This window comes from Arthrobacter sp. Bi26 (genome assembly GCF_918697925.1).
Taxonomy (GTDB): domain Bacteria; phylum Actinomycetota; class Actinomycetes; order Actinomycetales; family Micrococcaceae; genus Arthrobacter.
Window position 1 is genome coordinate 28,434 of the sequence record NZ_CAKKMF010000012.1, and the last position, 24,105, is coordinate 52,538.

32 protein-coding genes are annotated in these 24,105 nt (G+C 62.8%); 21 read left to right on the forward strand and 11 right to left on the reverse strand.

Annotation, left to right across the window (positions count from 1 at the left end; genetic code table 11):
* Positions 1 to 245 precede the first annotated feature (245 nt).
* The 20 genes from rplN to LQV16_RS04965 all read left to right on the forward strand — a co-directional run bounded on the left by rplN (position 246) and on the right by LQV16_RS04965 (position 12,980).
* On the forward strand, positions 246 to 614 hold the full coding sequence (rplN, locus tag LQV16_RS04870; RefSeq protein ID WP_003803789.1) for a 50S ribosomal protein L14: 369 nt from the start codon (positions 246 to 248) through the stop codon (positions 612 to 614).
* Between the two features lie 3 nt (positions 615 to 617).
* Entirely contained in the window at positions 618 to 977 is a 360-nt protein-coding gene (rplX, locus tag LQV16_RS04875; protein ID WP_024366125.1) for a 50S ribosomal protein L24, read from the forward strand.
* Positions 977 to 1,558: a 50S ribosomal protein L5 gene (gene rplE / locus LQV16_RS04880; RefSeq protein WP_229992789.1), complete on the forward strand. Its 582-nt coding sequence runs from the start codon at positions 977 to 979 to the stop codon at positions 1,556 to 1,558. Before rplX ends, rplE begins: the two co-directional genes overlap by 1 nt.
* A gap of 93 nt (positions 1,559 to 1,651) precedes the next feature.
* Complete coding sequence (gene rpsH / locus LQV16_RS04885) at positions 1,652 to 2,050, forward strand: 30S ribosomal protein S8 (protein ID WP_018773673.1); 399 nt, start codon at positions 1,652 to 1,654, stop codon at positions 2,048 to 2,050.
* 18 nt (positions 2,051 to 2,068) lie between these two features.
* Positions 2,069 to 2,605, forward strand: a complete 537-nt coding sequence (gene rplF, locus LQV16_RS04890; RefSeq protein ID WP_011692797.1) for a 50S ribosomal protein L6 — start codon at positions 2,069 to 2,071, stop codon at positions 2,603 to 2,605.
* Positions 2,606 to 2,607: 2 nt separating this feature from the next.
* Positions 2,608 to 2,991, forward strand: coding sequence for a 50S ribosomal protein L18 (gene rplR / locus LQV16_RS04895; protein WP_018773674.1), 384 nt, complete (start codon positions 2,608 to 2,610; stop codon positions 2,989 to 2,991).
* Positions 2,992 to 3,017: 26 nt separating this feature from the next.
* Positions 3,018 to 3,698 (forward strand): 30S ribosomal protein S5, encoded by a 681-nt coding sequence (rpsE, locus tag LQV16_RS04900; protein WP_173403037.1) that lies wholly within the window; start codon positions 3,018 to 3,020, stop codon positions 3,696 to 3,698.
* A gap of 3 nt (positions 3,699 to 3,701) precedes the next feature.
* Positions 3,702 to 3,908 carry a 50S ribosomal protein L30 gene (rpmD, locus tag LQV16_RS04905; protein WP_018773676.1) on the forward strand — a complete coding sequence of 69 codons (207 nt, stop codon included), beginning with the start codon at positions 3,702 to 3,704 and terminating at the stop codon, positions 3,906 to 3,908.
* Positions 3,909 to 4,400, forward strand: coding sequence for a 50S ribosomal protein L15 (gene rplO / locus LQV16_RS04910; RefSeq protein ID WP_091563112.1), 492 nt, complete (start codon positions 3,909 to 3,911; stop codon positions 4,398 to 4,400).
* Positions 4,401 to 4,588: 188 nt separating this feature from the next.
* The gene (secY, locus tag LQV16_RS04915) at positions 4,589 to 5,899 is read left to right on the forward strand and encodes a preprotein translocase subunit SecY (RefSeq protein ID WP_229992790.1); all 1,311 of its coding nucleotides are present in this window, start codon (positions 4,589 to 4,591) and stop codon (positions 5,897 to 5,899) included.
* A 5-nt stretch (positions 5,900 to 5,904) separates the two neighbouring features.
* Entirely contained in the window at positions 5,905 to 6,474 is a 570-nt protein-coding gene (locus LQV16_RS04920) for an adenylate kinase (protein ID WP_229992791.1), read from the forward strand.
* A 220-nt stretch (positions 6,475 to 6,694) separates the two neighbouring features.
* Complete coding sequence (gene map, locus LQV16_RS04925) at positions 6,695 to 7,522, forward strand: type I methionyl aminopeptidase (protein ID WP_229992792.1); 828 nt, start codon at positions 6,695 to 6,697, stop codon at positions 7,520 to 7,522.
* A gap of 186 nt (positions 7,523 to 7,708) precedes the next feature.
* The gene (locus LQV16_RS04930; RefSeq protein ID WP_229992793.1) at positions 7,709 to 8,674 is read left to right on the forward strand and encodes a P1 family peptidase; all 966 of its coding nucleotides are present in this window, start codon (positions 7,709 to 7,711) and stop codon (positions 8,672 to 8,674) included.
* A gap of 188 nt (positions 8,675 to 8,862) precedes the next feature.
* Positions 8,863 to 9,084 carry a translation initiation factor IF-1 gene (gene infA, locus LQV16_RS04935; protein ID WP_009358723.1) on the forward strand — a complete coding sequence of 74 codons (222 nt, stop codon included), beginning with the start codon at positions 8,863 to 8,865 and terminating at the stop codon, positions 9,082 to 9,084.
* Between the two features lie 69 nt (positions 9,085 to 9,153).
* Positions 9,154 to 9,267: a 50S ribosomal protein L36 gene (rpmJ, locus tag LQV16_RS04940; RefSeq protein WP_009358722.1), complete on the forward strand. Its 114-nt coding sequence runs from the start codon at positions 9,154 to 9,156 to the stop codon at positions 9,265 to 9,267.
* Positions 9,268 to 9,441: 174 nt separating this feature from the next.
* Entirely contained in the window at positions 9,442 to 9,816 is a 375-nt protein-coding gene (rpsM, locus tag LQV16_RS04945; protein ID WP_229992794.1) for a 30S ribosomal protein S13, read from the forward strand.
* Between the two features lie 52 nt (positions 9,817 to 9,868).
* Positions 9,869 to 10,270 carry a 30S ribosomal protein S11 gene (gene rpsK, locus LQV16_RS04950; protein ID WP_018773682.1) on the forward strand — a complete coding sequence of 134 codons (402 nt, stop codon included), beginning with the start codon at positions 9,869 to 9,871 and terminating at the stop codon, positions 10,268 to 10,270.
* Between the two features lie 133 nt (positions 10,271 to 10,403).
* A complete protein-coding gene (locus LQV16_RS04955; protein WP_018773683.1) occupies positions 10,404 to 11,414 on the forward strand; it encodes a DNA-directed RNA polymerase subunit alpha in 1,011 nt (336 codons plus the stop codon).
* 77 nt (positions 11,415 to 11,491) lie between these two features.
* Positions 11,492 to 12,058 (forward strand): 50S ribosomal protein L17, encoded by a 567-nt coding sequence (gene rplQ / locus LQV16_RS04960; RefSeq protein ID WP_229992795.1) that lies wholly within the window; start codon positions 11,492 to 11,494, stop codon positions 12,056 to 12,058.
* 31 nt (positions 12,059 to 12,089) lie between these two features.
* The gene (locus LQV16_RS04965; protein ID WP_229992796.1) at positions 12,090 to 12,980 is read left to right on the forward strand and encodes a tRNA pseudouridine synthase A; all 891 of its coding nucleotides are present in this window, start codon (positions 12,090 to 12,092) and stop codon (positions 12,978 to 12,980) included.
* A 19-nt stretch (positions 12,981 to 12,999) separates the two neighbouring features.
* On the opposite strand, the gene LQV16_RS04970 is transcribed toward LQV16_RS04965, so the two are convergent.
* Positions 13,000 to 14,322 (reverse strand): HAMP domain-containing sensor histidine kinase, encoded by a 1,323-nt coding sequence (locus tag LQV16_RS04970; protein WP_229992797.1) that lies wholly within the window; start codon positions 14,320 to 14,322, stop codon positions 13,000 to 13,002.
* A gap of 210 nt (positions 14,323 to 14,532) precedes the next feature.
* Here LQV16_RS04970 and LQV16_RS04975 point away from each other — a divergent pair, with 210 nt between their 5' ends.
* Positions 14,533 to 15,303, forward strand: a complete 771-nt coding sequence (locus tag LQV16_RS04975; protein WP_229992798.1) for a response regulator transcription factor — start codon at positions 14,533 to 14,535, stop codon at positions 15,301 to 15,303.
* Here the strand turns inward: LQV16_RS04975 and LQV16_RS04980 are convergent.
* The 10 genes from LQV16_RS04980 to LQV16_RS05025 form a co-directional block, all read right to left on the reverse strand.
* Positions 15,300 to 15,761 carry an Hpt domain-containing protein gene (locus LQV16_RS04980; protein WP_229992799.1) on the reverse strand — a complete coding sequence of 154 codons (462 nt, stop codon included), beginning with the start codon at positions 15,759 to 15,761 and terminating at the stop codon, positions 15,300 to 15,302. The genes LQV16_RS04975 and LQV16_RS04980 overlap by 4 nt on opposite strands.
* A gap of 118 nt (positions 15,762 to 15,879) precedes the next feature.
* Positions 15,880 to 16,764 carry a type II secretion system F family protein gene (locus LQV16_RS04985; protein WP_229992800.1) on the reverse strand — a complete coding sequence of 295 codons (885 nt, stop codon included), beginning with the start codon at positions 16,762 to 16,764 and terminating at the stop codon, positions 15,880 to 15,882.
* Positions 16,765 to 16,770: 6 nt separating this feature from the next.
* Positions 16,771 to 17,703, reverse strand: coding sequence for a type II secretion system F family protein (locus tag LQV16_RS04990; RefSeq protein ID WP_229992801.1), 933 nt, complete (start codon positions 17,701 to 17,703; stop codon positions 16,771 to 16,773).
* 5 nt (positions 17,704 to 17,708) lie between these two features.
* Complete coding sequence (locus tag LQV16_RS04995) at positions 17,709 to 19,232, reverse strand: CpaF family protein (protein ID WP_229992826.1); 1,524 nt, start codon at positions 19,230 to 19,232, stop codon at positions 17,709 to 17,711.
* Positions 19,233 to 20,426 carry an AAA family ATPase gene (locus tag LQV16_RS05000; protein ID WP_229992802.1) on the reverse strand — a complete coding sequence of 398 codons (1,194 nt, stop codon included), beginning with the start codon at positions 20,424 to 20,426 and terminating at the stop codon, positions 19,233 to 19,235. It abuts the gene before it with no gap.
* On the reverse strand, positions 20,423 to 21,190 hold the full coding sequence (locus LQV16_RS05005) for an RcpC/CpaB family pilus assembly protein (protein ID WP_229992803.1): 768 nt from the start codon (positions 21,188 to 21,190) through the stop codon (positions 20,423 to 20,425). Before LQV16_RS05005 ends, LQV16_RS05000 begins: the two co-directional genes overlap by 4 nt.
* Before the next feature lie 42 nt (positions 21,191 to 21,232).
* Positions 21,233 to 22,258 carry a Tad domain-containing protein gene (locus LQV16_RS05010; RefSeq protein WP_290369329.1) on the reverse strand — a complete coding sequence of 342 codons (1,026 nt, stop codon included), beginning with the start codon at positions 22,256 to 22,258 and terminating at the stop codon, positions 21,233 to 21,235.
* Positions 22,246 to 22,632, reverse strand: a complete 387-nt coding sequence (locus tag LQV16_RS05015; RefSeq protein WP_229992805.1) for a TadE family protein — start codon at positions 22,630 to 22,632, stop codon at positions 22,246 to 22,248. Before LQV16_RS05015 ends, LQV16_RS05010 begins: the two co-directional genes overlap by 13 nt.
* 73 nt (positions 22,633 to 22,705) lie before the next feature.
* A complete protein-coding gene (locus tag LQV16_RS05020; RefSeq protein WP_229992806.1) occupies positions 22,706 to 22,942 on the reverse strand; it encodes a Flp family type IVb pilin in 237 nt (78 codons plus the stop codon).
* A gap of 281 nt (positions 22,943 to 23,223) precedes the next feature.
* Positions 23,224 to 24,102 (reverse strand): type II secretion system F family protein, encoded by an 879-nt coding sequence (locus tag LQV16_RS05025; protein ID WP_229992807.1) that lies wholly within the window; start codon positions 24,100 to 24,102, stop codon positions 23,224 to 23,226.
* Between the last annotated feature and the right edge of the window lie 3 nt (positions 24,103 to 24,105).

Sequence of the window (24,105 nt, forward strand, 5' to 3'; positions counted from 1 at the left end):
GAGTTTGTATGGCGCCTTTAGCGCGCCGTCATCAACCTCGTAAACAATCGTGCCACGGCATAGTGCCCCCTTGCGCCCCGACCCGTCGGGAACCGCCTGGGAAGCAAATGTTTTTGGCACGGGCGTTTAGGCCTGGTCTGGCAAAATCCAGGCAGGTCAAGAGACACCCCGATCAACCGTTCCGCAAGGCTCATTCCGTAGGAAGATTTTCGGTCTGAGAACCAGCGCGACGCAAGGAGTAAATAGTGATTCAGCAGGAGTCGCGACTCAAGGTCGCCGACAACACGGGTGCTAAGGAAATCCTTACCATTCGCGTTCTCGGTGGATCTGGCCGTCGCTACGCAGGCATTGGCGACGTAATCGTCGCTACCGTCAAGGACGCAATTCCGGGCGGCAACGTAAAGAAGGGCGACGTCGTCAAGGCTGTCATCGTCCGTACCAAGAAGGAACGCCGCCGTGCGGATGGTTCCTACATCAAGTTTGACGAGAACGCAGCCGTCATCCTGAAGAACGACGGTGACCCCCGCGGTACCCGTATCTTCGGACCGGTTGGTCGTGAACTTCGTGACAAGAAGTTCATGAAGATCGTTTCTCTGGCTCCGGAGGTGCTCTAGTCCATGGCTAAGATCAAAAAGGGTGACCTCGTTCAGGTCATCACTGGCGCCAAGGCTGAGCGCGGCGGCGACAAAGGCAAGCAGGGCAAGGTTCTGCGCGTATTCCCGGAGACCAACCGCGTGTTGGTTGAAGGCATTAACCGCGTAACCAAGCACACCAAGGTCGGTCAGTCGCAGCGCGGCACCAAGACCGGTGGCATCGAGGTCGTCGAGGCTTCGATCCACATCTCCAACGTGGCTCTGGTTGACCCGTCCACCAAGAAGCCCACCCGCGTCGGTTTCCGCACCGAGACCGTTGAGCGCGATGGCGTGAAGCGTGAAGTGCGCGTCCGCGTGGCCAAGAGCTCAGGGAAGGACATCTAATGACTGAGACTCTCGAGACTCCGGCAAGCAAGATCGTTCCTCGTCTGAAGACCAAGTACGCCGATTCCATCAAGAACTCGCTGACTGAGGAATTCAACTACCAGAACGTCAACCAGGTTCCCCGCCTGGTCAAGGTCGTTGTGAACATGGGTGTTGGAGATGCCGCCAAGGACTCCAAGCTGATCGACGGCGCTGTCCGCGATCTGACCCTGATCACCGGCCAGAAGCCGCAGGTAACCAAGGCCCGCAAGTCGATCGCACAGTTCAAGCTGCGCGAAGGCATGCCGATCGGTGCACACGCAACTCTGCGTGGGGACCGCATGTGGGAATTCCTGGACCGTCTGGTCACGCTGGCTCTGCCGCGTATCCGTGACTTCCGTGGCCTCAGCGGCAAGCAGTTCGACGGCAACGGCAACTACACCTTCGGTCTGACCGAGCAGGTTATGTTCCACGAGATCGACCAGGATTCCATCGACCGCGTTCGCGGTATGGACATCACCGTCGTGACCACTGCCAAGACCGACGACGAAGGCCGTGCGCTGCTCAAGGCGCTTGGCTTCCCGTTCAAGACCGAAGACTAATCTAGCTACGTAAAAGGTCCGCCCGCTGGTTCCGAATTCTGTTCGGGACAACCGGCACGGCGGAAACCGTTATGAGGAAGGGCAAGAGCCCACATGACAATGACAGATCCCGTCGCAGACATGCTTACGCGTCTGCGCAACGCTAACTCGGCATACCACGACTCCGTGACCATGCCGTACAGCAAGCTCAAGGCACGCGTTGCCGACATCCTGAAGGCTGAAGGTTACATCGCCTCCTGGAAAGAAGAAGACGCTGAGGTTGGCAAGAAGCTGACCCTCGAGCTCAAGTTCGGTCCGAACCGCGAGCGTTCAATCGCTGGCGTTCGTCGTATTTCCAAGCCGGGACTGCGCGTTTACGCAAAGTCCACCAACCTGCCGCACGTGCTCGGTGGCCTGGGTGTCGCAATCCTGTCCACCTCTTCCGGCCTCTTGACTGACAAGCAGGCCGGCAAGAAGGGCGTGGGCGGCGAAGTCCTCGCTTACGTCTGGTAACGGGAAAGGAAGAGAATAATGTCACGTATTGGACGTCTCCCCATCACCGTTCCTGCCGGCGTTGAGGTCAAGGTTGACGGCTCTGTCGTCAGCGTCAAGGGTTCCAAAGGCGAGCTGAGCCACACTGTGGCCAGCCCGATCGAGGTTTCCCTGGAAGATGGCACCCTGACTGTCGCCCGCCCGAACGACGAGCGCGCCTCACGTTCGCTGCACGGCCTGACCCGCACCCTGATCGCCAACATGATCCAGGGTGTCACCGCAGGCTACGAGAAGAAGCTTGAGATTGTCGGTACTGGTTACCGCGTCCAGGCCAAGGGATCTGACCTGGAGTTCGCTCTGGGCTACAGCCACCCGGTCAACGTCTCGGCACCGAACGGCATCACCTTTGCAGTTGAGACCCCGACCAAGCTCTCTGTTTCAGGTATCTCCAAGCAGCAGGTCGGCGAGGTTGCTGCCAACATTCGCAAGCTGCGGAAGCCGGACCCCTACAAGGGCAAGGGCATCCGTTACGCAGGCGAAGTCATCCGCCGCAAGGTCGGAAAGGCTGGTAAGTAACCATGGCGATCGCAATTAACAAGAAGCGTACGAACAAGAGCAAGTCTGCCCAGCGCAGCCGCCGCCAGCTTCGTATCCGCAAGCGCATCTCCGGTACGGCTGTACGCCCGCGTCTGGTCGTCAACCGCTCCGCACGTCACGTATTCGTCCAGGTTGTCGATGACACCAAGGGCCTGACCGTGGCAAGCGCCTCCACACTGGAAGCCGACCTTCGTGCATTCGACGGTGACAAGACCGCCAAGGCCAAGCGCGTTGGCGAACTGGTCGCCGAGCGTGCCAAGGCTGCCGGTATCGAAGCAGTTGTCTTCGACCGCGGTGGTAACAAGTACCACGGCCGGATCGCCGCCGTCGCTGACGGCGCACGTGAAGGTGGGCTGGCACTGTGACCGAAAATAACGAAAAGGACATTCAGGTGACTGAAGCTGTAGCTGCTCCGGCAACTGAGACCGCTGCGCCTGCTACCACTGACGACCGCCGTGGTGGCGCCCGTCGTGGCGAGCGTGGCGACCGCGGCCAGGGCCGTGGCGACCGTGGCGGCCGTGGTGGCCGTGACGGCGGCCGCGAAGCCGAGAAGAGCCAGTTCGTAGAGCGCGTTGTAACCATCAACCGTGTTTCCAAGGTCGTCAAGGGTGGTCGTCGCTTCAGCTTCACCGCCCTCGTCGTCGTCGGTGACGGCAACGGCATGGTCGGCGTCGGCTACGGCAAGGCCAAGGAAGTTCCCGCCGCCATCGCGAAGGGCGTTGAAGAGGCCAAGAAGTCCTTCTTCCGCGTTCCCCGCATCGGCAGCACCATCCCGCACCGCGTTCAGGGTGAGGCCGCCGCAGGCGTCGTCATGCTGCGTCCGGCTTCCGCCGGTACCGGTGTTATCGCCGGCGGCCCGGTCCGTGCAGTACTTGAGTGCGTGGGCATCCACGACATCCTCTCCAAGTCGCTCGGTTCCTCCAACGCCATCAACATCGTTCACGCGACCGTTGATGCCCTGAAGCGCCTCGAAGAGCCGGCAGCAGTGGCAGCACGCCGCGGCCTCCCGCTCGATGAGATCGCTCCGCCGGCAATGGTGAAGGCTCTCCTGAACCAGAAGGCAGGTGTCTGAGTCATGGCTAAGAACGTGCTTGTCTCCGATGCAAAGTTGGAGATCACTCAGATCAAGTCCGCCATTGGCGGCAAGCAGAACCAGCGCGACACCCTGCGGTCCCTCGGCCTGAAGCGGATTGGACACACCGTTGTCCGCACCGCCGACGCCGTGACCGTCGGGATGCTCAACACGGTTCCGCACCTGGTAAAGGTAGAGGAGGCGAAGTAAATGGCAGAGAAGAACACCGCCGAAAAGGCACAGGGCGCCGCTGAAAAGCAGAACGCACTGAAGGTTCACCACCTGCGTCCCGCCCCGGGTGCCAAGACCGCCAAGACCCGTGTTGGTCGTGGTGAAGGTTCCAAGGGTAAGACCGCTGGCCGCGGTACCAAGGGTACGAAGGCCCGCTACCAGATCAAGGCTGGCTTTGCCGGCGGCCAGCTGCCGCTGCACATGCGCCTGCCGAAGCTGCGCGGCTTCAAGAACCCGTTCCGGGTTGAGTACCAGGTTGTAAACCTGGACAAGCTCAACGAGCTGTTCCCGGAAGGTGGCGCAGTCACCGTGGAGAACCTGGTCGAAAAGGGTGCCGTTCGCAAGAACCAGCCCGTCAAGGTGCTGGGCACCGGCGACATCACCGTCAAGGTTGACGTCACCGTCCACGCATTCTCGGCCAGTGCCGCTGAAAAGATTGCCGCAGCAGGCGGAAGCACCACCGCCCTCTAACGAGGCGGCGGGGCAGTTGCCCGTTGTTGAAAACTCCCGGCACCAGGGGCCCAGGCCCCCGGTGCCGGGAGTTTTTTTCATTTTCCTGGCCCTGCCGATTGTTCGCCGGGCGCATCCACCCGTTAGACTCGGTTGTTGGGTTTATTTGACCTGTCTCACACGACTTTACTTATTACTCAGGAGGACGCTTGCTTAGCGCATTTGGCCGGGCCTTTCGCACGCCTGATCTGCGACGCAAGTTGTTGTTCACGCTGGGAATCATCACAATCTTCCGCTTGGGTGCCTTCATCCCCTCGCCTGGTGTGAGCTACCAGAATGTCCAGCAATGCTTGCAGAACGGTCAGACCTCGGGCGGGATCTACCAGCTCGTCAACCTGTTCAGCGGCGGTGCATTGCTGCAGGTATCCATCTTTGCCCTGGGCATCATGCCCTACATCACCGCCAGCATCATCGTCCAGCTGCTCCGGGTGGTCATTCCCCGCTTCCAGCAGCTGTATGAGGAGGGCGCATCCGGGCAGTCGAAGCTGACCCAGTACACCCGGTACCTCACGATCGCGCTCGGCCTTCTCAACGCCACGACACTGGTGTCGCTGGCACGGTCCGGCCAGCTGCTGCCTAACTGCCAGCTGCCGATCATCCCGGACACCTCCATCGTCACCACGGTCCTGATCATCATCACGCTCACGGCCGGTACCGGCCTGATCATGTGGATGGGCGAGCTCGTGACGGAGAAGGGCGTCGGCAACGGCATGTCCCTGCTCATCTTCACGTCCATCGCGGCAGGCTTCCCGGGCTCGCTCGGTGCGATCTGGAAGGCCCAGGGCCCCGGCACCTTCTTCCTGGTCCTGGTTATCGGCCTGCTCACCGTTGCCCTCGTGGTCTTCGTGGAGCAGTCCCAGCGCCGTATCCCGGTGCAGTACGCCAAGCGCATGATCGGCCGCCGCACCGTCGGCGGGACCAGCACGTACATCCCGATCAAGGTGAACATGGCCGGCGTAGTGCCCGTCATCTTTGCCTCATCCATGCTGTACCTGCCGGGGCTGATCTCTCAGTTCAACCAGCCGAAGGCCGGCGAGCCGATGCAGCCCTGGGTTGAGTGGATCAACAACAACCTGACCAAGGGCGACCACCCGATCTATATGGCACTGTATTTCGCCATGATTGTGTTTTTCACCTACTTCTATGTTGCGATTACATTCAACCCCGAAGAGGTCTCGGACAACATGAAGAAGTACGGCGGCTTCATTCCGGGCATCCGCGCCGGCAAGCCGACCGCGGATTATCTTCAGTACGTCCTATCCCGGATCACCCTGCCCGGAGCCTTCTACCTCGGCTTCGTGGCATTGATCCCGCTGGTTGCACTTGTCCTGATCAACGCGAACCAGAACTTCCCGTTCGGCGGCACCTCGATCCTGATCATGGTGGGCGTCGGTCTGGAGACCGTGAAGCAGATTGATGCGCAACTACAGCAACGTCACTACGAAGGGCTTTTGCGATGACGAGAATGTTGATTATCGGACCTCCCGGCTCCGGCAAGGGAACGCAGGCGGAACGCATTTCGGAACGCCTCGGCGTCGTTGCGATCTCCACCGGAGATATCTTCCGCGCCAACGTCAAGGGTGAGACTCCGCTCGGCGTCGAAGCCAAGAAGTACATGGACGCGGGCGACTTCGTCCCGGACAGCGTCACCAACAAGATGGTGCGCGACCGGCTCAGCGAAGACGACGTCGAGGCAGGCTTCCTGCTGGACGGCTACCCCCGCACCACCGCACAGGTGGATTACCTCGATGAGATCCTCGCCGGCGCCGACCAGAAGCTCGACGTCGTGCTTCAGCTCACCGCGGACGACGAGGAACTGGTCACCCGCCTCCTGGGCCGTGCCAAGGAAACCGGGCGCAGCGACGACAACGAAGGCGTTATCCGTCACCGGCTGGACCTGTACCACGAGCAGACCGAACCCGTCGTGGCCAAGTATGCCGAGCGCGGCATCCTGACCCAGGTGGACGGCATCGGCGGCATCGACGAAGTCACCGAGCGTGTCATGGAAGCGATCAAGTCGGCCCAGGCCGCCTGAACCACGCTTGTGCACTGCAACTGAAGCAGTACAGAAGGGCGTGTTCCGTACCATCGTGTACGGGACGCGCCCTTCGCTGTTGGGCGGGCCCGCCCAACAGCCCGTTCCTGGCCACTGTGCCGGTGCGGGAGAATAGAGCTTGAAGACTTGGGTTGATGACCCATGGTGGAGGCCCGGGTTGAAGCGCCACCGGACCGCGAGAGAAAACATTGAGGTACAGATGGCATTCGGCCAGGCACGCATTGAATACAAGACCAACGCCCAGATGCGCACGATGCACGAGGCCGGGCTTGTCCTGAGCCGGGCACTGGACGCAGCGGTGGCCGCCGCGGCCCCGGGCGTCACCACGGCCCGGCTGGACGAGGTCTTCGCCGCCGTGCTCCAGGACGCCGGCGCCAAGTCCAACTTCCTCGGCTACCACGGATTCCCGGCCACGATCTGCACCTCGGTGAATGAAGAAGTGGTGCACGGCATCCCCGGCGGCCGGGTGCTGCAGGACGGCGACATCATCTCGATCGACGGCGGCGCGATCGTGGACGGCTGGCACTCCGATTCTGCGCGGACCGTGATTGTCGGCACCGCCGATCCCGAGGACGTGCGCCTGTCCGAGGTCACCGAGGAAGCCATGTGGCGAGGCATCGCAGCCCTGGCCACCGGAAAATTCGTGGGCGACGTCGGCAACGCGGTGGACGACTACGTCTCCTCCGTTCCCGGCAAGCCGCTGGGCATCCTGGAGGACTACGTGGGCCACGGCATTGGCTCCGAGATGCACATGGCCCCGGACGTGCTGAACTACCGCACCAGCCACCGCGGACCGAAAATCCGCCCGGGGCTGTGCCTCGCAATCGAGCCCATGCTGGTCCGCGGGAGCATCGACACCGCCGTCCTTGACGACGACTGGACCGTTGTCACCACTGACGGCAAGCGCTCCTGCCAGTGGGAGCACTCCGTCGCCGTGCACGAGAAGGGGATCTGGGTCCTCTCGGCGCCGGACGGGGGAGCGGCGAAACTGGCGCCCCTCGGCGTCGTGCCCGTCCCGATCCCCTAGGCCGTTGCACACAGCGACTCGCAAGTTTTCTGGAGACACGAAAAATCCCTGGCGACACCGGAATACCGGTAGCGCCAGGGATTTTGCGTGTCGCCAGCAAAGCTCAGGAACGTGGCGGCTGCGAGCTGGACTTCCTTGCTGACAAGGATGCGGGCAGTGGCCCGCACCCGGGCGCACAATAGAGCCATGGGAGCAACAGGAGCGATCACCGACGTCGCCGGGATCCGGATAGGACATGTCCAGAAATCCGGCGACGGCTGGCTGAGCGGCGTGACGGTGGTCCTCCCGCCACCGGGCACGGTGGGCTCGGTCGACGTCCGGGGCGGCGGGCCCGCGACGCATGAGACGGACGCGCTGGATCCCACCACGCTGTCCTCGAGAGTGGACGCCGTGGTCCTGACCGGGGGCAGCGCCTTTGGCCTCGCCGCGGCGCACGGTGCCCAGCGCTGGTGCGAGGAGAACGGCCGAGGCTTTCCCGTCCCCGGCGGGCTCGTTCCGATCGTGCCGGCGGCCGCAATTTTCGATCTGGGCCGCGGCGGCGATTTCTCCGCCCGCCCCGACGAGGCGATGGGCTACGCGGCGACCGCCGCCGCCGCCGCGCAGCCGGAAGGGCACGACGTCGAACGCGGCAATGTCGGCGCCGGCACGGGAGCAGCAATCGGCCGGGGAACCTACAAAGGGGGAGTAGGCACAGCCTCCATCACCCTGGAGAACGGGGTGACCGTTGGCGCCATTGCGGTAGTCAATGCGCTGGGACTCCCATTTGGCACTTCGCCTGATGCGGCGAAAGCCGCGCAAGTCTCCGAGCCGGCGCCGTCGCAAGCACCGCCCCCGCTCAACACCACCCTCGTTGTCGTCGCCACCGATGCCGTCCTGGACAAGGCGGACTGTAAGCGGACGGCCTCGGCGGCCCATGCCGGACTGGCCCGGGCGCTGGCGCCTAGCCACACCCTCGCCGACGGCGACACCGTGTTCGCCCTGGCGACGGGCGCCGTCGCGCTGGACCGCAGCACCCAGACGGCCCGGCAGATCAGCCTCATTACACTGCAGAGCGCGGCCGCCGACGTCGTCCGGCTTGCCATCCTTGACGGGATCTCGCGGGCGGAGGCAGTGACGACGGCGGCCGGGACGTTAGGTGCGTACGGGCGCTGAGTGCGCTACGATAGGCGGATTTAACTCCGGATTTAACAATCGGACCGCAATGGCGTAGTGTTGTCTGTTGGTTGTCTGCCCCGTTGTGCCCTTTTGTGGTCGGGTGGCACCAACCAACCAATCAAAAACGTCCGCGGTCATGACCGGTGCAAACCGGGAGGCTGCGGCAACAACAGTTAGCGGAGGGTATGGCCAAGAAGGACGGGGTCATTGAGATCGAGGGCGTTGTGACCGAGGCGCTGCCTAACGCGATGTTTCGCGTTGAGCTCACCAACAAGCACATCGTTCTGGCACACATCTCTGGAAAGATGCGCCAGCACTACATCAGGATCCTCCCCGAGGACCGCGTAGTGGTGGAGCTGAGCCCTTACGACCTGACACGTGGTCGTATCGTCTACCGCTACAAATAAACACTGGGCGGCCAGAGCAACAGCCGAGGGCCGGTCCAGCTGACCAACTGCAACACGCAAAGGAACGCCATGAAGGTCAAGCCGAGCGTCAAGCAGATCTGCGAAAAGTGCAAAGTGATCCGCCGTAATGGCCGGGTCATGGTGATCTGCGAGAACCCGCGCCACAAGCAACGCCAGGGCTAATTTCCCTCACGGGAAACCCTGGGTTGCTAACCCACGCAAGTAAATAAAGGCAGCACAAGCTGAACTGGGACGTATTGAGCCCGGACAGCTAACCCCCGGTCGGAGGCTGGGGCCGCAGTGAAACTGCGGGTGTACTGCCTACGACCTCCGGTTTATACAAGGAGTACTGCCAATATGGCTCGTCTCGCTGGCGTAGACATTCCCCGCGAAAAGCGGTTGGAAATTGCGCTTACTTACATCTACGGCGTGGGCAAGACCCGTGCACACGAAACCCTGACTGCCACCGGCATCAGTGCTGACGTTCGGGTCAAGGACCTGACCGACGCACAGCTGGTTGAGCTGCGTGACTACATTGAAGGCAACTACAAGGTTGAGGGTGACCTTCGCCGCGAAGTGGCCGCTGATATCCGCCGCAAGGTTGAAATCGGCAGCTACGAAGGTATTCGCCACCGCAAGGGCCTGCCAGTGCGCGGACAGCGTACGAAGACGAACGCACGTACCCGCAAGGGTCCGAAGCGCACCGTCGCAGGCAAGAAGAAGGCCCGTTAATCCCTGAGGGATTAACGAGGCTTTCCCCCAATAACTTTCTGTAGGAGAAAAAATGCCCCCGAAGACTCGTGGCGCGGTTCGCAAGCCGCGTAAGAAGGACAAGAAGAATATCGCGCTGGGCCAGGCGCACATCAAGAGCACCTTTAACAACACCATCGTGTCCATCACGGACCCGAACGGTGCTGTCATCTCCTGGGCTTCGTCCGGTGAGGTTGGCTTCAAGGGCTCGCGTAAGTCCACCCCGTTCGCTGCCCAGATGGCCGCCGAAGCCGCCGCAAAGCGTGCACAGGAGCACGGCATGCGCAAGGTTGACGTGTTCGTCAAGGGACCGGGTTCCGGACGCGAAACCGCCATCCGCTCGCTGCAGGCCGCTGGCCTCGAGGTTGGCTCCATCCAGGACGTCACCCCCAGCGCCCACAACGGCTGCCGTCCGCCGAAGCGCCGCCGCGTCTAAGGCTTTCCAGCGCCCAGGAGCTTGCCCGGACCCTCACCGGTCCGGGCAAGCCCGGCCGCGTTAAGTCTTCAGACCGATCTTTCCACCACCTGTGTTGCGTCATATAGCGGATGCTCGCCGAAAGGAAACCTAAGTGCTCATTGCACAGCGCCCCACCCTCTCCGAAGAGGTCGTCTCCGAAAACCGCTCCCGGTTCATCATCGAACCGCTGGAGCCGGGCTTTGGTTACACCCTCGGAAACTCCCTCCGCCGTACCCTGCTCTCCTCCATCCCCGGTGCCTCTGTAACGAGCATCCGGATCGATGGCGTGCTGCACGAGTTCACCACGGTTCCGGGTGTCAAGGAAGATGTCACCGAGATCATCCTGAACATCAAGAACCTGTCGGTTTCCTCCGAGCACGACGAGCCGGTTGTTGCTTACCTGCGCAAGCAGGGCCCGGGAGTCGTCACCGCCGCGGACATTGCTCCGCCGGCCGGCGTCGAATTCCACAACCCGGATCTGCACATTGCCACGCTGAACTCGAAGGGTAAGTTCGAACTCGAACTGACCATCGAGCGCGGTCGCGGCTACGTTTCGGCAGCTCAGAACAAGTCCGGCGACTCCGAGATCGGCCGCATCCCGGTCGACTCGATCTACTCGCCGGTCCTGAAGGTTACTTTCCGCGTGGAAGCTACCCGTGTTGAGCAGCGCACTGACTTCGACAAGCTCATTGTCGACGTCGAGACCAAGCAGGCAATCGCCCCGCGCGACGCCGTTGCTTCGGCAGGTACCACCCTGGTGGAACTGTTCGGTCTGGCCCGCGAGCTGAACACGGCAGCTGAAGGTATCGAGATCGGCCCGTCGCCGACGGACGCTGCCCTGGCAGCCGACATGGCCCTGCCGATCGAGGATCTGGACCTGACGGTCCGTTCCTACAACTGCCTCAAGCGTGAGGGCATCCACACCGTGGGTGAACTCGTTGCCCGCTCCGAGGCTGACCTCATGGACATCCGCAACTTCGGTGCGAAGTCCATCGATGAGGTCAAGGCCAAGCTGGTCGAACTGGGCCTGTCCCTCAAGGACTCCCCTCCCGGTTTCGATCTCGCAGCACGTGCCGCAGCCATCGAAGAGGACGACGCCGCGTTCAGCGACGACGAGCTCTAACCAACAGATCTTGGCCGGCTGGCTGGATGCACCCTGGTGTGCGCAGCCCAACGGCTTCCATATGAGGAGAAACTATAATGCCTACCCCCGCTAAGGGTCCGCGCCTCGGAGGCGGAGCGGCTCACGAGCGTCTTATGCTCGCGAACCTGTCCGCCGCACTTTTCGAGCACAAGCGGATCACCACCACGGTGACCAAGGCCAAGCGCCTGAAGCCGTACGCCGAGCGCCTGGTGACTTTCGCCAAGCGTGGCGACCTCGCTTCCCGCCGTCGTGTACTCGGCCTGATCAGCAACAAGGGCGTCGTCCACGAGCTGTTCACCGACATTGCACAGGCAGTGGAGAACCGCGATGGCGGCTACACCCGCATCACCAAGATCGGCAACCGCAAGGGCGACAACGCTCCCATGGCTGTCATCGAACTGGTTCTCGAGCCGGTTTCCGCGAAGCAGGCAGTCGTAGCCGAGGCTACCTCCGCCGCCAAGCGCGATGCTGACAAGAAGGACGCCGAGAAGGCCGAAGCAGCTCCGGTTGCCGAGACCGAAGAGGCTCCCGAGGCTGAGGTCACTGAGACTGAAGCTGCAGCTACCGAAGAGGCTCCGGCCGCTGAGGAAGCAGCCGCTGAGTCCGAGAAGGACGCGAAGTAATTCGCTAAAACCTTCTTATAGACTTAAGTCTATGAACGAGCTCAAACCCGCTGCCCCCGTCTTGGGGGGCGGCGGGTTTTTGCGTATCCGGATGGATGTGGCCTACGACGGCGGACCGTTTAGCGGGTGGGCTGTCCAGCCGGGACTGCGCACCGTCCAGGGCGTCCTGGAGGAGGCCCTGGAACTGCTGATCCGCCGCCCCATCCGAGTCACGGTCGCCGGCCGCACCGACGCCGGCGTGCACGCCCGCGGCCAGGTGGTCCACCTGGACCTCCGTGAGGCGGAGTGGCTGGGCTTGAACCGGGGCGCTGAACTAGATCCCGCCGTTGCCCTGCTGCGCCGCATCCGTGGCGCCTTGAGCCGGGGCCTGGGCGAGCTAAGCGGGGCGATCGAGGTGCACAGCGTGAGCGTGGCCCCCGTTGGCTTCGACGCCCGCTTCTCCGCCCTCTGGCGCCGATATTCCTACCGGATCGCGGACGGCCCGGCGTTCTGGGATCCGCTGGGACGCGCCTCGACCTTGTGGCATAAGGAACGGCTCGATGTCGGGCTCCTCAACGAGGGCGCGGCACCGTTGCTCGGGCTGCAGGATTTCCGCTCGTACTGCAAGCCACGCGAGGGCGCCACGACCATCCGCGAACTGCAGCGCTTCGAATTCGCCCGCGGCAGCGATGGGGTAATTGTCGCCACCGTCCAGGCCGACGCGTTCTGCCACAACATGGTCCGCTCCCTGGTGGGCTCGGCGTTGTACGTGGGGGAGGGCGTGGAGGCCCCGGGCTGGCTCTATGAGCGGCTCCTCGCCCGGCAGCGCGACGCCCGCTCCGTGCTGGCAGCCCCGCATCCGCTGGTGCTTGAGGAAGTGGCCTACCCAACTGAGAGCGGCATGCTGGCCAGGGCCGAACTGACCCGGGCCATGCGCGCGTAGATCCAGAGCGGGAGTGCGGCTACGGGAATGCCTGCTGCGAGTAAGCCGGCGCGGCGCCTTCCGCGGGGAGCTCCAGCGTGAAGGTGCTTCCGGATCCCAGGTGCGTGTTGCAAGAGATGGAGCCGCCATGGCGCTCCACGATCGCCTTCGTGATCGACAACCCGAGCCCGGCCCCCGGGATGGAACCGTCCCGCACCGCCGGGCTTCGGAAGAACCGCGTGAAGACTTGTTCGGCGTCGGTGGCTGTCATCCCCAATCCGTCATCTTCCACGTGCAGCAGCACCCGGTCTCCCTCCGTGCTGGCGGAGACGCGCACGCTGCCGCCGTTGGGTGAGTATTTGATGGCGTTGGAAATGAGGTTGTCCAGTGCCTGGTTGATCCGGAGCGGGTCCACGTGCGCCCATAGCGGCGCCGGCACTTCCATCGAGAGCGTGACCTGGGAAGCCTCGGCGTGGGCGTGGGCCGAACCGAGGCTCGCCTCCACAAGGCTCGCCAGATCGGTCCTCAGCGGATGGATGTGGACAGCCGAGTTGGCGGACATCAGCAGATCCGAGACAAGGGCGAGGAGTCGTTCGGCGTTTCGTTGCGCAACCTCGAGGCGGCGGAGGGCCTGTGCGGACAACTGTTCCGAGTCGCTGAGGGCTAGATCCAGATTGCCGATGATCGATGTGAGGGGGGTCCGGAACTCATGGGAGACGGTGGTGACCACGTCGTCCTTGGCCGACAGGGCATCGATCAGACCGGACACCTCGTCATTGAGCAGCCGTTCGCGTTCACGGCCGGCGTGGAGTTGGCTTGCCAAGCGCCCAGTCAACTCCTGCCGCGCGAATCGCAGGACAACGGAGACGGCCAATGTGATGAACGGCAGGAGGACGGCGGCCGCGATTCGGTCCGGGGGGGAGCCGGCGTGGAGCAGCCACGGCAGGCCGGTCAGCAACGGCCCGAAGAAGCTGATCGAGAGGATGGCCGGACCGGACAAACGTGAGACTGTGATCCAGAGGACCGGAAGAATGGCCAGGATGCCGAGGTCCGGCAGGCCTTCGACGCTGTCACTGCGGATGAGGCAGATCGCGGCCAAGTCGAGCACGGGGATTGCTAGCGGAGCGAGCAGCCCGAATCGCTGCCAGGGCAACAGAAGGCAGGCGATAAAGAGTGCCAGTTGGAGCGCCGAGGCAGCCCGCCACAGGCCGCTCTCGAAGAGGCCGGGCCAGCCCCAGGGCGCAGCAAGCACCACAGCAGTCATCGCCAGCGTGAGCGGGAGCTGGCATAGGGCCACCCGCACACGCCGCGGGAACCCCGCAAAGGTACCTTCCTGGTTCCGGACCAGTTGCTGTTTACTCAATGCACCCGCGCCCCTTCCTCACTGCTCCAATTTAACGGCATTCGTCACGCTAACTTGACAAGTTACGAAATTATATTGCGGTGGCTGTGCCTAAACGGTCATTGGCGCTATAGCGTAGGTAATCTAGCAATGCTGGCGAATCATCATTGCACAGCAGTACCGACGCGGCAGCTATGGGGGTAGGTGCCGCATCAGATGTGAGGGGGGGCCATGACTGACTTGGGAGTCGCCGTCGTTGTGGAAGACGACGACGACGTGCGTCATCTCGTCGAAGCTGTGTTAAGCCAGGCGGGATTTGACGTCCACGGCGCAGCGAGCGGTCGCGAGGGGGTCGAGGTCGTACGGAATGAGAAGGCCAATGTTGTCACCTTGGACGTTGGCCTCAACGATATTGACGGCTTTGAAGTCCTGCGTCGAATTCGGCAGTTCAGCGATGCCTACGTGGTCATGCTGACGGCGAGGACGGACGAGTTGGACACATTGACCGCACTGCATACCGGCGCCGACGATTTCATGACCAAACCGTTCCGGCCGCGCGAGCTCCGAGCCCGGGTCTCTGCGATGATGCGCCGGCCTCGGCAGGACGGCCCCGCTGCCGAGTCCGTGGACCCGGGAACGGCTCCGTCGAAGGCCGTTGTCCTGTCCCACGATTCGGAATTCCGGCACAACGGCCTGGTATTGAACCCACACACCCGTTCGGTCACCGTTGACGGCATTGCTGCCAGTCTCACGCGCAGTGAGTTCGATCTCCTGCATGCCCTGTTGAAAGGGGCAGGTGCCGTCCGGTCGAAGACCGATCTGGTGCGGGTAGTGCGGGGTGAGCACTACAGCGCGGACGCCTACATCAGTGAATCCGACGAGCGTGCCGTCGAAGTGCACATCGGCAACATGCGTCGCAAGCTGCGGGAGGATCCGCTGCACCCTCGTTGGCTCCAGACCGTCCGTGGCGTTGGGTACCGGCTCACGCCGGCCTCGGACTAGCTGTCCCCGAGGTTGTGCCTGAGCTGCAGTTCGTCCACTGTGTCGTTTCCACTCTCTGCAACTTCACGCAGGAGCAACCGCGCCAGGCGAGCGTCGCGGACGCGGATGGCGTCCTCAAGCTCTCTGGCGAGCTCGGCCAGACGGACGCCGCCGACCATCGCTGAGGACGTTTTCAGGCTCAGGACTGCGTCCAGTGCGGCCGTCTCGTCACCGCTATCAAGGGACGTCGCGAGGGATTGATAGCGATGGTCCCACATCCTTGCATAGTCCCTGGCGAATACTTTGGCCACTGCAGGGCTGTCCAGCTGTGATCCGAGTTCCTTGAGGGCGGAGGGGTCCACGATCGGGCTCGCGACGTCTTCGGCCGCCGTTGCGGCCACGCCTGGACCGGACGGGGAGCTGTCGGCGGAGGAGCCAGTGTTTGCATCGCCGTCGTCTGGCGCACCTTGGAAGGACATGTGCCCACGCTACTGCCTGGTCTGGCCGATGCCCGGCGCACCGTGTGATCCTGCGGAAACCTTTCGGCTATCCCGATGGCTTCCTGAGGGTTTGCCGTGAAGGCGCCATGGGCCGGCGTTACTGGCCGCTGAACGTCTCGATCGTGTTGATGACGGCGGGACCCAGGATGGCAATGAAGAGGACCGGAAAGATGAAGAATAGGAGCGGAAACAGGATCATCACGGGCAGCTTCATGGCCTTCTCTTCTGCCCGCTGCCGGCGCTTGACGCGCATCACCTTGGCCTGGACGCGCAGGACGCGGCTAATGGCGATGCCGTACGTATCCGCCTGCACCACTGCCTGGACGAAGCTCCGGAGTTCGGGGATGTTGGTGCGTTCTGCGAGGGCGAGGTAGGACTCGCGGCGGCTGCGTCCCACCTGCATGTCCTGCAGGGTGCGCACGAGTTCCTCCGCCAGCGGCCCTTTGCCGTTCTCGCCGGCGCGGGCCATGGCACCCTCGAAGCCGAGGCCGGCTTCCACAGAGATCAGCATCTGGTCCAGGGTGTTGGCGAGCTCCAGCTGCATGGCCTTCTGCCGTTCCTGCCCCTTGCTGTAGAGCATCAGATCGGGGATGAAGTAGCCCAGGAACACTACGAACACCCCGACCAGCTTGATGATCGGCGTCGACCCAATGGAACTGAGGAACAATCCGAGCAATCCGCCCACAACACCCAGGGCAGGTTTGGCTGCCAGCAGCCGGCCCAGGGGCATGTTTGCCGGGCGCCCGGCCAGGGACAGCAGATGATCGAGTTTGAGCACGTAGGCGGCTGGCGTGAGGCGGTAGCCGATCTTCTCGATGAAGCCTGTACTGGACTTCTTCTCCTCCTCCGCACGGTGGGTTCCCCTGGACAGGATGTCCCGGGCCACCCTCTCGCCCTTCCTGTCGGCGGACAGCAGGGTCCACACCAGGTAGCCGAGCGGCAGACAGATCAGGAGGAGGGCGAGGACAATCAAGGGATCCATGGCCGGTCAGAACTTCAGGTCGATAATCTTGCGCATCCAGAGACCGCCAATGGTCATCAGGATGACGGACGCCACAACCATGATTCCGCCAAGAAGTGTGGTGAACATCTTGTCCATGTACCCGGGGCTGACCAACATCAGCATGGCCACAATGCCGAGCGGGAGGGCCATCAGGATGTAGGCAGAGAACTTGCCCTCCGCGGCCAGGGACTTGATGTGGCCCTTGATCTCGCTGCGTTCGCGGATGGTTTCGTTCACCTGGTCCATCACCTCGGCCAGGTTGCCGCCCACTTCGCGGTTGATCTGGATGGCCTGGGAGATCCAGACGAAGTCCTCGTTCTTCATCCGCTCCGCCGTGTCGTTGAGCGAGGCCAGCAGGTCACGCCCCAGGCTCGTCTCCGAGATGACCCGGCGCATCTCCTCGGAGGTGGGGGCCTGGGATTCATTGGCGGCGGCGTCGATGGCGCGAAGAATACTGTGCCCGGCGCGGAGGCTGCCGGAGAGCAGCTGCAAAGTATCGCCCAGCTGGGCATCGAATTTGGCGCGCCTCTTACCCGCCAGGAAACCCAGGACGAGGTGCCCCAGGAAAGGCGCAGCGAGCATCAGGAGTATCGCCAGAAGGGGGCCTGCCACCACGAGGCCCACGAGTCCGCCCACGAAGGAACCGATGATCACCAGGAACAGGAAATCCGCCTGGCTCAGGCGCAGGCCTGCGTTCTCGAGGGCTTCCCGGTTGAAGAACCGGACGTTCCGCTTTGCCAGGAAGCGCTCGATCAGCTCGACGGCGGAACCCGCGAAACGGGTCAGTTGCGAGTCCGATTCGGTCCGGTAGGGCCGACGGCGATCCAGCGGTACGGTGGGGGTGCGGGGGATGAGTACTGTCGCTCCGGCCAGGGCGGCTGCCGCGACCACGAGTATGACGCTTATTATCAGGACCATGAGCGTCAGTGCCTTCCGCTGGAGGCCACGGGCGCCCCGAAGACGCCGGCCGAAACGTGGATGCCCAGATCTTCGAAGCGGTCGATAAACCGTGGACGGATTCCGGTGGGAACCGGAGTCCCAAGGAAACGTCCGTGCTGGTCAACACCTGCGGAATAGTCGAAGACAAAGGCATCCTGGAGGGTGACGATGTCACCTTCCATGCCCTGGACTTCCGTGACGTGCGTGATGCGGCGGGTGCCGTCCCGGAGCCGGGAAATCTGGATGATCAGGTTGACGGCGGACGCGATCTGTTCGCGGATGGCCCGCAGCGGCAGATCCATGCCGGCCATGAGCACCAGCGTTTCCAGACGGGCGACGGCGTCGCGCGGCGAGTTGGAGTGGACCGTGGAGAGCGAACCGTCGTGGCCGGTGTTCATGGCCTGGAGCATGTCCAACGATTCGCCGCCGCGGACCTCACCCACCACGATGCGGTCCGGACGCATGCGCAGGGAGTTGCGCAGCAGTTCGCGGATGGTGACTTCACCCTTGCCTTCGGTGTTTGGCGGCCGGCTTTCCAGCCGCACCACATGGGCCTGCTGGATCTGGAGTTCAACGGCATCCTCGATGGTCACGATGCGCTCGTTGGCCGGAAGGAAAGACGAAAGCACATTGAGAAGCGTGGTCTTGCCTGTGCCCGTACCGCCGGAAACGATGATGTTCAGCTTGGCCTTGACGCAGGCGTTGAGCAGCTCGGCCATCTCCGGGGTGAGGGTGCCGAATTCGATCAGGTTCCGGACGGTCAGCGGCACCTTGCTGAACTTACGGATGGTCAGCGATGAGCCACCGACGGCGAGCGGGGGGATCACGGCGTTGACGCGGGAGCCGTCTTCCAGTCGCGCGTCGACCAGAGGCGAGGATTCATCGATACGACGGCCCACCTTGGACACGATGCGTTCGATGACTTTGCGCAGGTGGTCCTCGGAGCTGAACATCGATTCGGTGAGCGTCAGCTGGCCCTTGCGTTCCACATAGATCTGGTCCATCCGGTTCACCATGATTTCCGTGACGTCCGGATCGTCGAGGAGCCGCTGCAGCGGTCCGTAGCCGAGCACGTCGTCGGCCACGTCCCGGACCAACCGGGAGCGCTCATCCGCCGTCAGCGGGACCTGCTCCGAATCGATGATGCGGGTGAGCTCCTCCCGGGCCGTACTGCGCAGCTCGGCCTCCGTGATGGCAGAGTCGTTGAACCGGGCCCCCATCTTTTCGAACAGGGCGGTCGCGGCGCGCTGCTTGATCGCGGCAAAAGCGTCCACGGGCTGGTGGCCTTTGGCCTGGAAACCTTCGTGCTGGACGGACGCGCCCGGCGACTGTACCGGCTTGGCGGGCGACGCCGGCCGTTCCCGGCGTGTTGCAGCCACGGAAGTAGGGACCGGCGGGCGCGGAACCGGGGGAGCGGTGTTGGCGGCAACGGAAGCCACAGCCATGGCCGGCGTGGCGGCAGGCTGGGTCTTCTCCTGCGCGGCCTGGATGCGTTCTGACAGTTTCAGCTAGACCACAACCCGCCGGTGACTCTTACGCTGGGATTTCGTCCGCCCGGCCGGGCTGAACCGTTCCACGAGCTGGTTGAGGCCTTTGACGGCAGGGTCCTTTCGGGCTTCCTGTAGGACGGGAACGCCACGGTTGGTGGAGAACGCGACAGCACGGGAACGCGGGACACTGACATCCACGGGGGCGCCAAGGGTGGATTCGACATCCTGGACCGAGAGACCGCACTTGGGATCGGCCATGTTGAGCACCACGTGCCGGCTTTCCGGCATGATGTCCAGCTGACGGAGGATATCGAGACCGGAACGGAGGCCGCGGACGCTGGGGATGTCCATGGCGCTCACCCAGACCACGTCGGTGCAGGCCTCCATGGCGGCCAACCCGATTTCAGGCAATCCGGGTGCGGTGTCCACCACCACGTATTGGAACTCGTCCGCCAACTGCTCCAGCAGACGGGTGATCTGCTCGGGGGTGATGTAATCGGCCTCAACCGGGCTGACGGGGGCGCAGAGGGCGTAGATGCTGGACGGGTGAACGGTGAGAAAAGCCTTCAGCACTAGCGTGTCCTGGCTAGCGGCAGGGGAGACGGCATCCGTGACCGTATGCTCGGGATTCAGGTACAGCCCGGAGGCGACGTCGCCGAACTGCAGGTCCAGATCCACGATCACCACGCTCATGGGTGCAATTTTCCCCAGGCCCACGGCGATGTTGGTGGCGATGGTGGTCTTGCCGACGCCACCTTTGGGAGAGAACACGCCGATGACTGTGCCCTTGCCTCCTTCCGCCTGCTGAGGCTGATCCGTCCGGTGACGGCTGGCGAAGGACTGGCACGCCCGCTCCAAAAGCACCCGCATCTGCGCCGGATCGGCTGAAGGGCTGAGGATGTCCCGGACGCCGGCCCGCATGGCCTGCAGGATGAAAGCGGGATCCGGCTCGCTGACCAGGAGAACCGTCAGGTCAGGGACCTGGACGTCAAGCACGGTGGCGAGGCGCAGGGCCTCGTCGATCGGCACGTCGGGCCCCAGCACAAGAACCTCCGGCTGCTCCTGGTTCAGCTGGGCGAACAGGTCGTAGGGACCGGCGGGCAAAACATGGGTCAGGAATGTCTGCACGCCGCCCTGGAGCCCGCCGGCAACCGCCTGCCGCAAGCGGTTGTCAAAGTCCGCGTTCGGTGTGATCAGGACGAAGCGGCTCACTTGTAGACCTCACTCCGCTGAATGATCCGGGGGCCGCCGTCCGTGGCGTCGAGCGGTTCCTTGCTCAGCCACATCTTGGCGTATTCGGCGGCGAACACAATCTTGGCGGCGTCCACGTCGCTGACCGCCACGGTGAGCATGAGTGAGCCGACCGGAAGGGTCGTGTCTCGAGGATCGGCTGTGGCGCTCGCGGTGGGTGTGGGCTGGGCGGCGGGGGTCGCCTCTGGAGCGCGCTGCACTGCGGTCACAAGCGCCTTTCGGACAGTCAACTTGGTGGTCTCCTTGTCGGCCTTGTCTGCCAGACCGCCGGCATCCATCGAAACGAAGACCCCCACGTGATCGCCAGGAACCAGACGGCCACCGATAACGCGATCCGGCTCCAGCTGAAAGGAGACCTCTTGAAGACCGGCCGGGATGTCTACCGCCCCTTGGATTTTGAGGTTTTCGGGTTCCACCAGCCGTTCTTTCACGAGCTGCTCGCCGGGAATGAGGTCGACTGCGGCAACCTTGCCTTGGGACTCATCCAGCGACTTGAGCGATGAAGCAGTTACGGCCGCTGCAGGCAGCTGTTCAGTAGCGATGGAAGCGCTCATGGCTTCCACCGGCGTTCCCGCGGGGATCGCTGCCTTGACTACCAAGACGCTCACAGGCTCAAGGTTCTTGACGGCCCGCTGGTCCGCGCCCTGGGCGTAGGAAACGACCAGTAATGCGCCGATGATGGCGAGGACAACTGCCGCCGCTCCTGCCAACAACCGAGACTTCACGAACTGCTCCTGAGGGGTATTGAATCGCTGAACTTCATAGATCTAGCTGGTCAACTCAACGACGGTGGCGCCGTATGGGCTGACGGGACCAAGCTTGTAGCCGTCGGACAAAGAGACGTAGTTGACGAATTTGCCGATGATCCCCCGGCAGTTACCTTTGCAGTCCAGGTTTTTGTCGGAGGATGTATTGCGGTAGACCATCGGCAGCTTATCGGCGCCGCTGAAAGCCCAGCCTTGAACGCTGAAGGCGGCGAAAGCCAGGAGTTTGTAGGACGCCCCGGACCCGGTTCCGCTGACATCCTGATAGACCGGCAGCAGCACAGTGACTGTGTTGCCTGCAGCGAGATCGCTAGCCCATTTGTTCAGTACCGCATCGCAATTTGACGGTCCGTCATTCCCAGTGGCGCTGCCGCTTTGATTGACGGCCAGGTTCACTATCCCGCCGCACTGCCCAGAGCTCTGGACGATCCAGCCAAAGCCTCCCTCCACCGTCTTGCCGGCGGGCCCCAGGGGGCAATCGGTATTGGCATTCGCGGAGTGGTTCTGGAGCAGCTGCATTGCGCCGCCCACCATCCCGGACACCTGGCAGATGGAGAATGTCAGTGGAAACGGTGTTGTGCCCTCAGTCGGGCTTCCCCACCGCACGGAAGAACTGGCGGCAACTTCGGCGCTGGTGATCCCCAGCGCCCTGGCGAAGAAAAGGGAGATTATATTGGGAGCGCTGCCAGTTTCATTGGCGCGGGTGATTACCTTGACCGTGCGTCCGATTGTGTCCAAGGTGATGGACTCTACGCCGCTCTTTGCGTCCAGGGCGTTGGCGTTAGCCAAGTCTGCTGCGAGGGGGGAGGAACTGGAACAATTTGTTGCGTCACCCGCATTCTTGGCGCACTTCTGGGCCACCATGAGCGCGGCCGAGTCGGCGCCATTCTGCAGTTGTGCCTGCTCGGAGTAGAGCTTCCCGACATCGATGGCGATGGCCGCGAAGCCGAGCAGAACCACCATAAGAAGGGCAACGATGACCGCGATTCCGCCGCGTTCCTTGTCCGCTCGTACTGCTAGCCCCCGCACAGCATCGTTCCTTTTCCTGTCATTACGAACGGTCCGGCTATGCCTGTCATCGTTTTGAGGGTGTAGCTGATTGTCACAGTCATTAGTTTTGACTCACTACACGTGTCGGTTCCATCGGAGGCAAGGAATTTGATATCGGTATCGGACAACGTCGGGCTGAGCGTGCTGGCCGCGCGTATTGCGGCGTCGCGGGCCGGCGCCGCTGTGTTCGTGATAGCCATCACTCGCACGCCCTCGCGGGCGGCGTTGGTCAGTGAGATTTGGGCGTTGTAGGCGCGCCCAAACTCCATGATTCCGAGTAGGAGCATGATCAGCACAGGTGCTATGAGCGCGAACTCAACTGCCACGGCACCGCGCTCGGATGCCTTAGACATGGGGCCTCTCTTCGAAACTGATCAGAAAGTTCGGCGACGGTACTGCTACCGCCGCCGAACTGATGATGCCTACCTAGGCCTTGCAACCACCCTTGCCGAGGTTGAGAGTTGGGTCCCACGTGGGCGTCTTGGGGGAGCTGATCTGGCAATTGACCCCCTGGAACATGTCAGTCAACGTCGTACCGAGCAGGCTCACGGCAACGATGATGACAACAGCAATGAGGGCGACCATGATGCCGTATTCAACGGCGGTTGCGCCTTTCTCATCGCTGCGGAGACGGACAGACAGGTTGGTATAAAGAGCAAGCATTGTGGACTCCTGAGCGAGCGAAGGGAAGCTGGTCAGATGCCAGCTCTGCCAGAAAGCTAGCAACGCGATTCGTCAGAAGTTACGCTGCTTGCCACATCCTGCGGTAAGACTTCCCTAACTGCACATTTCCTGAGGATTTCCTGCGCGTAATCTGTGCTCAAACTGCTCCGGGACTCACAGGGATGGCACACGAAGGGACCCCCTAGGCTCTGGGGTCCAAGGGGGTCCGGCCCATTTAGGCGTGGTTGTTAGCCTCACCGATACTTCCTGCCTGCGGTGTCCTAGGAGAACGCAGCCATGATGCCCATGACCGCGGGCCCTAGCAGGATGATGAAGAGCGTAGGAAAGATGCAGAAGAGCAGGGGGAAAAGGATCTTGACGGGAATCTTCATGGCGTGTTCCTCGGCGCTCTGTCGACGCTTGGTCCGCAATTCCTGGGCTTGCGCCTTAAGGACTTTTGCGATCGCGATGCCGTACGTATCGGCTTGGACGACGGCCCGGATGAAGCTGCGAAGGTCAGGTGAATCGACTCGTCCTGCGAACGCCAGGTAGGCATCCTTTCGGCTGCGGCCCACTTGCATGTCTTGCAGAGTGCGAGTGAATTCATCCGCAAGTGGGCCGGTGCCGTTCTGAGCGCTCCGTGCCATAGCTGCTTCAAAGCCGAGTCCAGCCTGAACGGAGATCAGCATCTGGTCTAGTGCGTTAGGAAGCTCAAGCCGGATGGCTTCGCGTCGCTTCTCCGCCTTCGTCCGAATCAGTAAGTCGGGAGCAAAGTAGAGGAAAACCACGAAGGCCAAGGCGATGAGAATACGCTGCGGAGAGGGCTCGCCAAGGAAGCCTGCAAGTCCCAAGCCGGCGCCGGCCAGCGCCAACAGTGGCTTGACCATGAGCAGCCGCCCAAGTGGAAATTCTTTGGGTCGTCCCGCGCCGGCCAACTGCTTATCCAGCCAGGCAACGTAGCCAACCGGGGCCAGCTTCTTGCTGAGAGCTGCAAGTTGCTCTCCTGCGACCGATCGCCCGGCGGCGGCCCCCGAAGATTTCGCCCCAAGGTTAGTTCGGATATTCCGCAGCCCGCTGCGATCACCGGTGAAAGCCAGCCAGACCATGCCAGAGATGGGTGCAATGATGGCCAAAACGGCGGCCATTGCGATGGGTTGCATGTT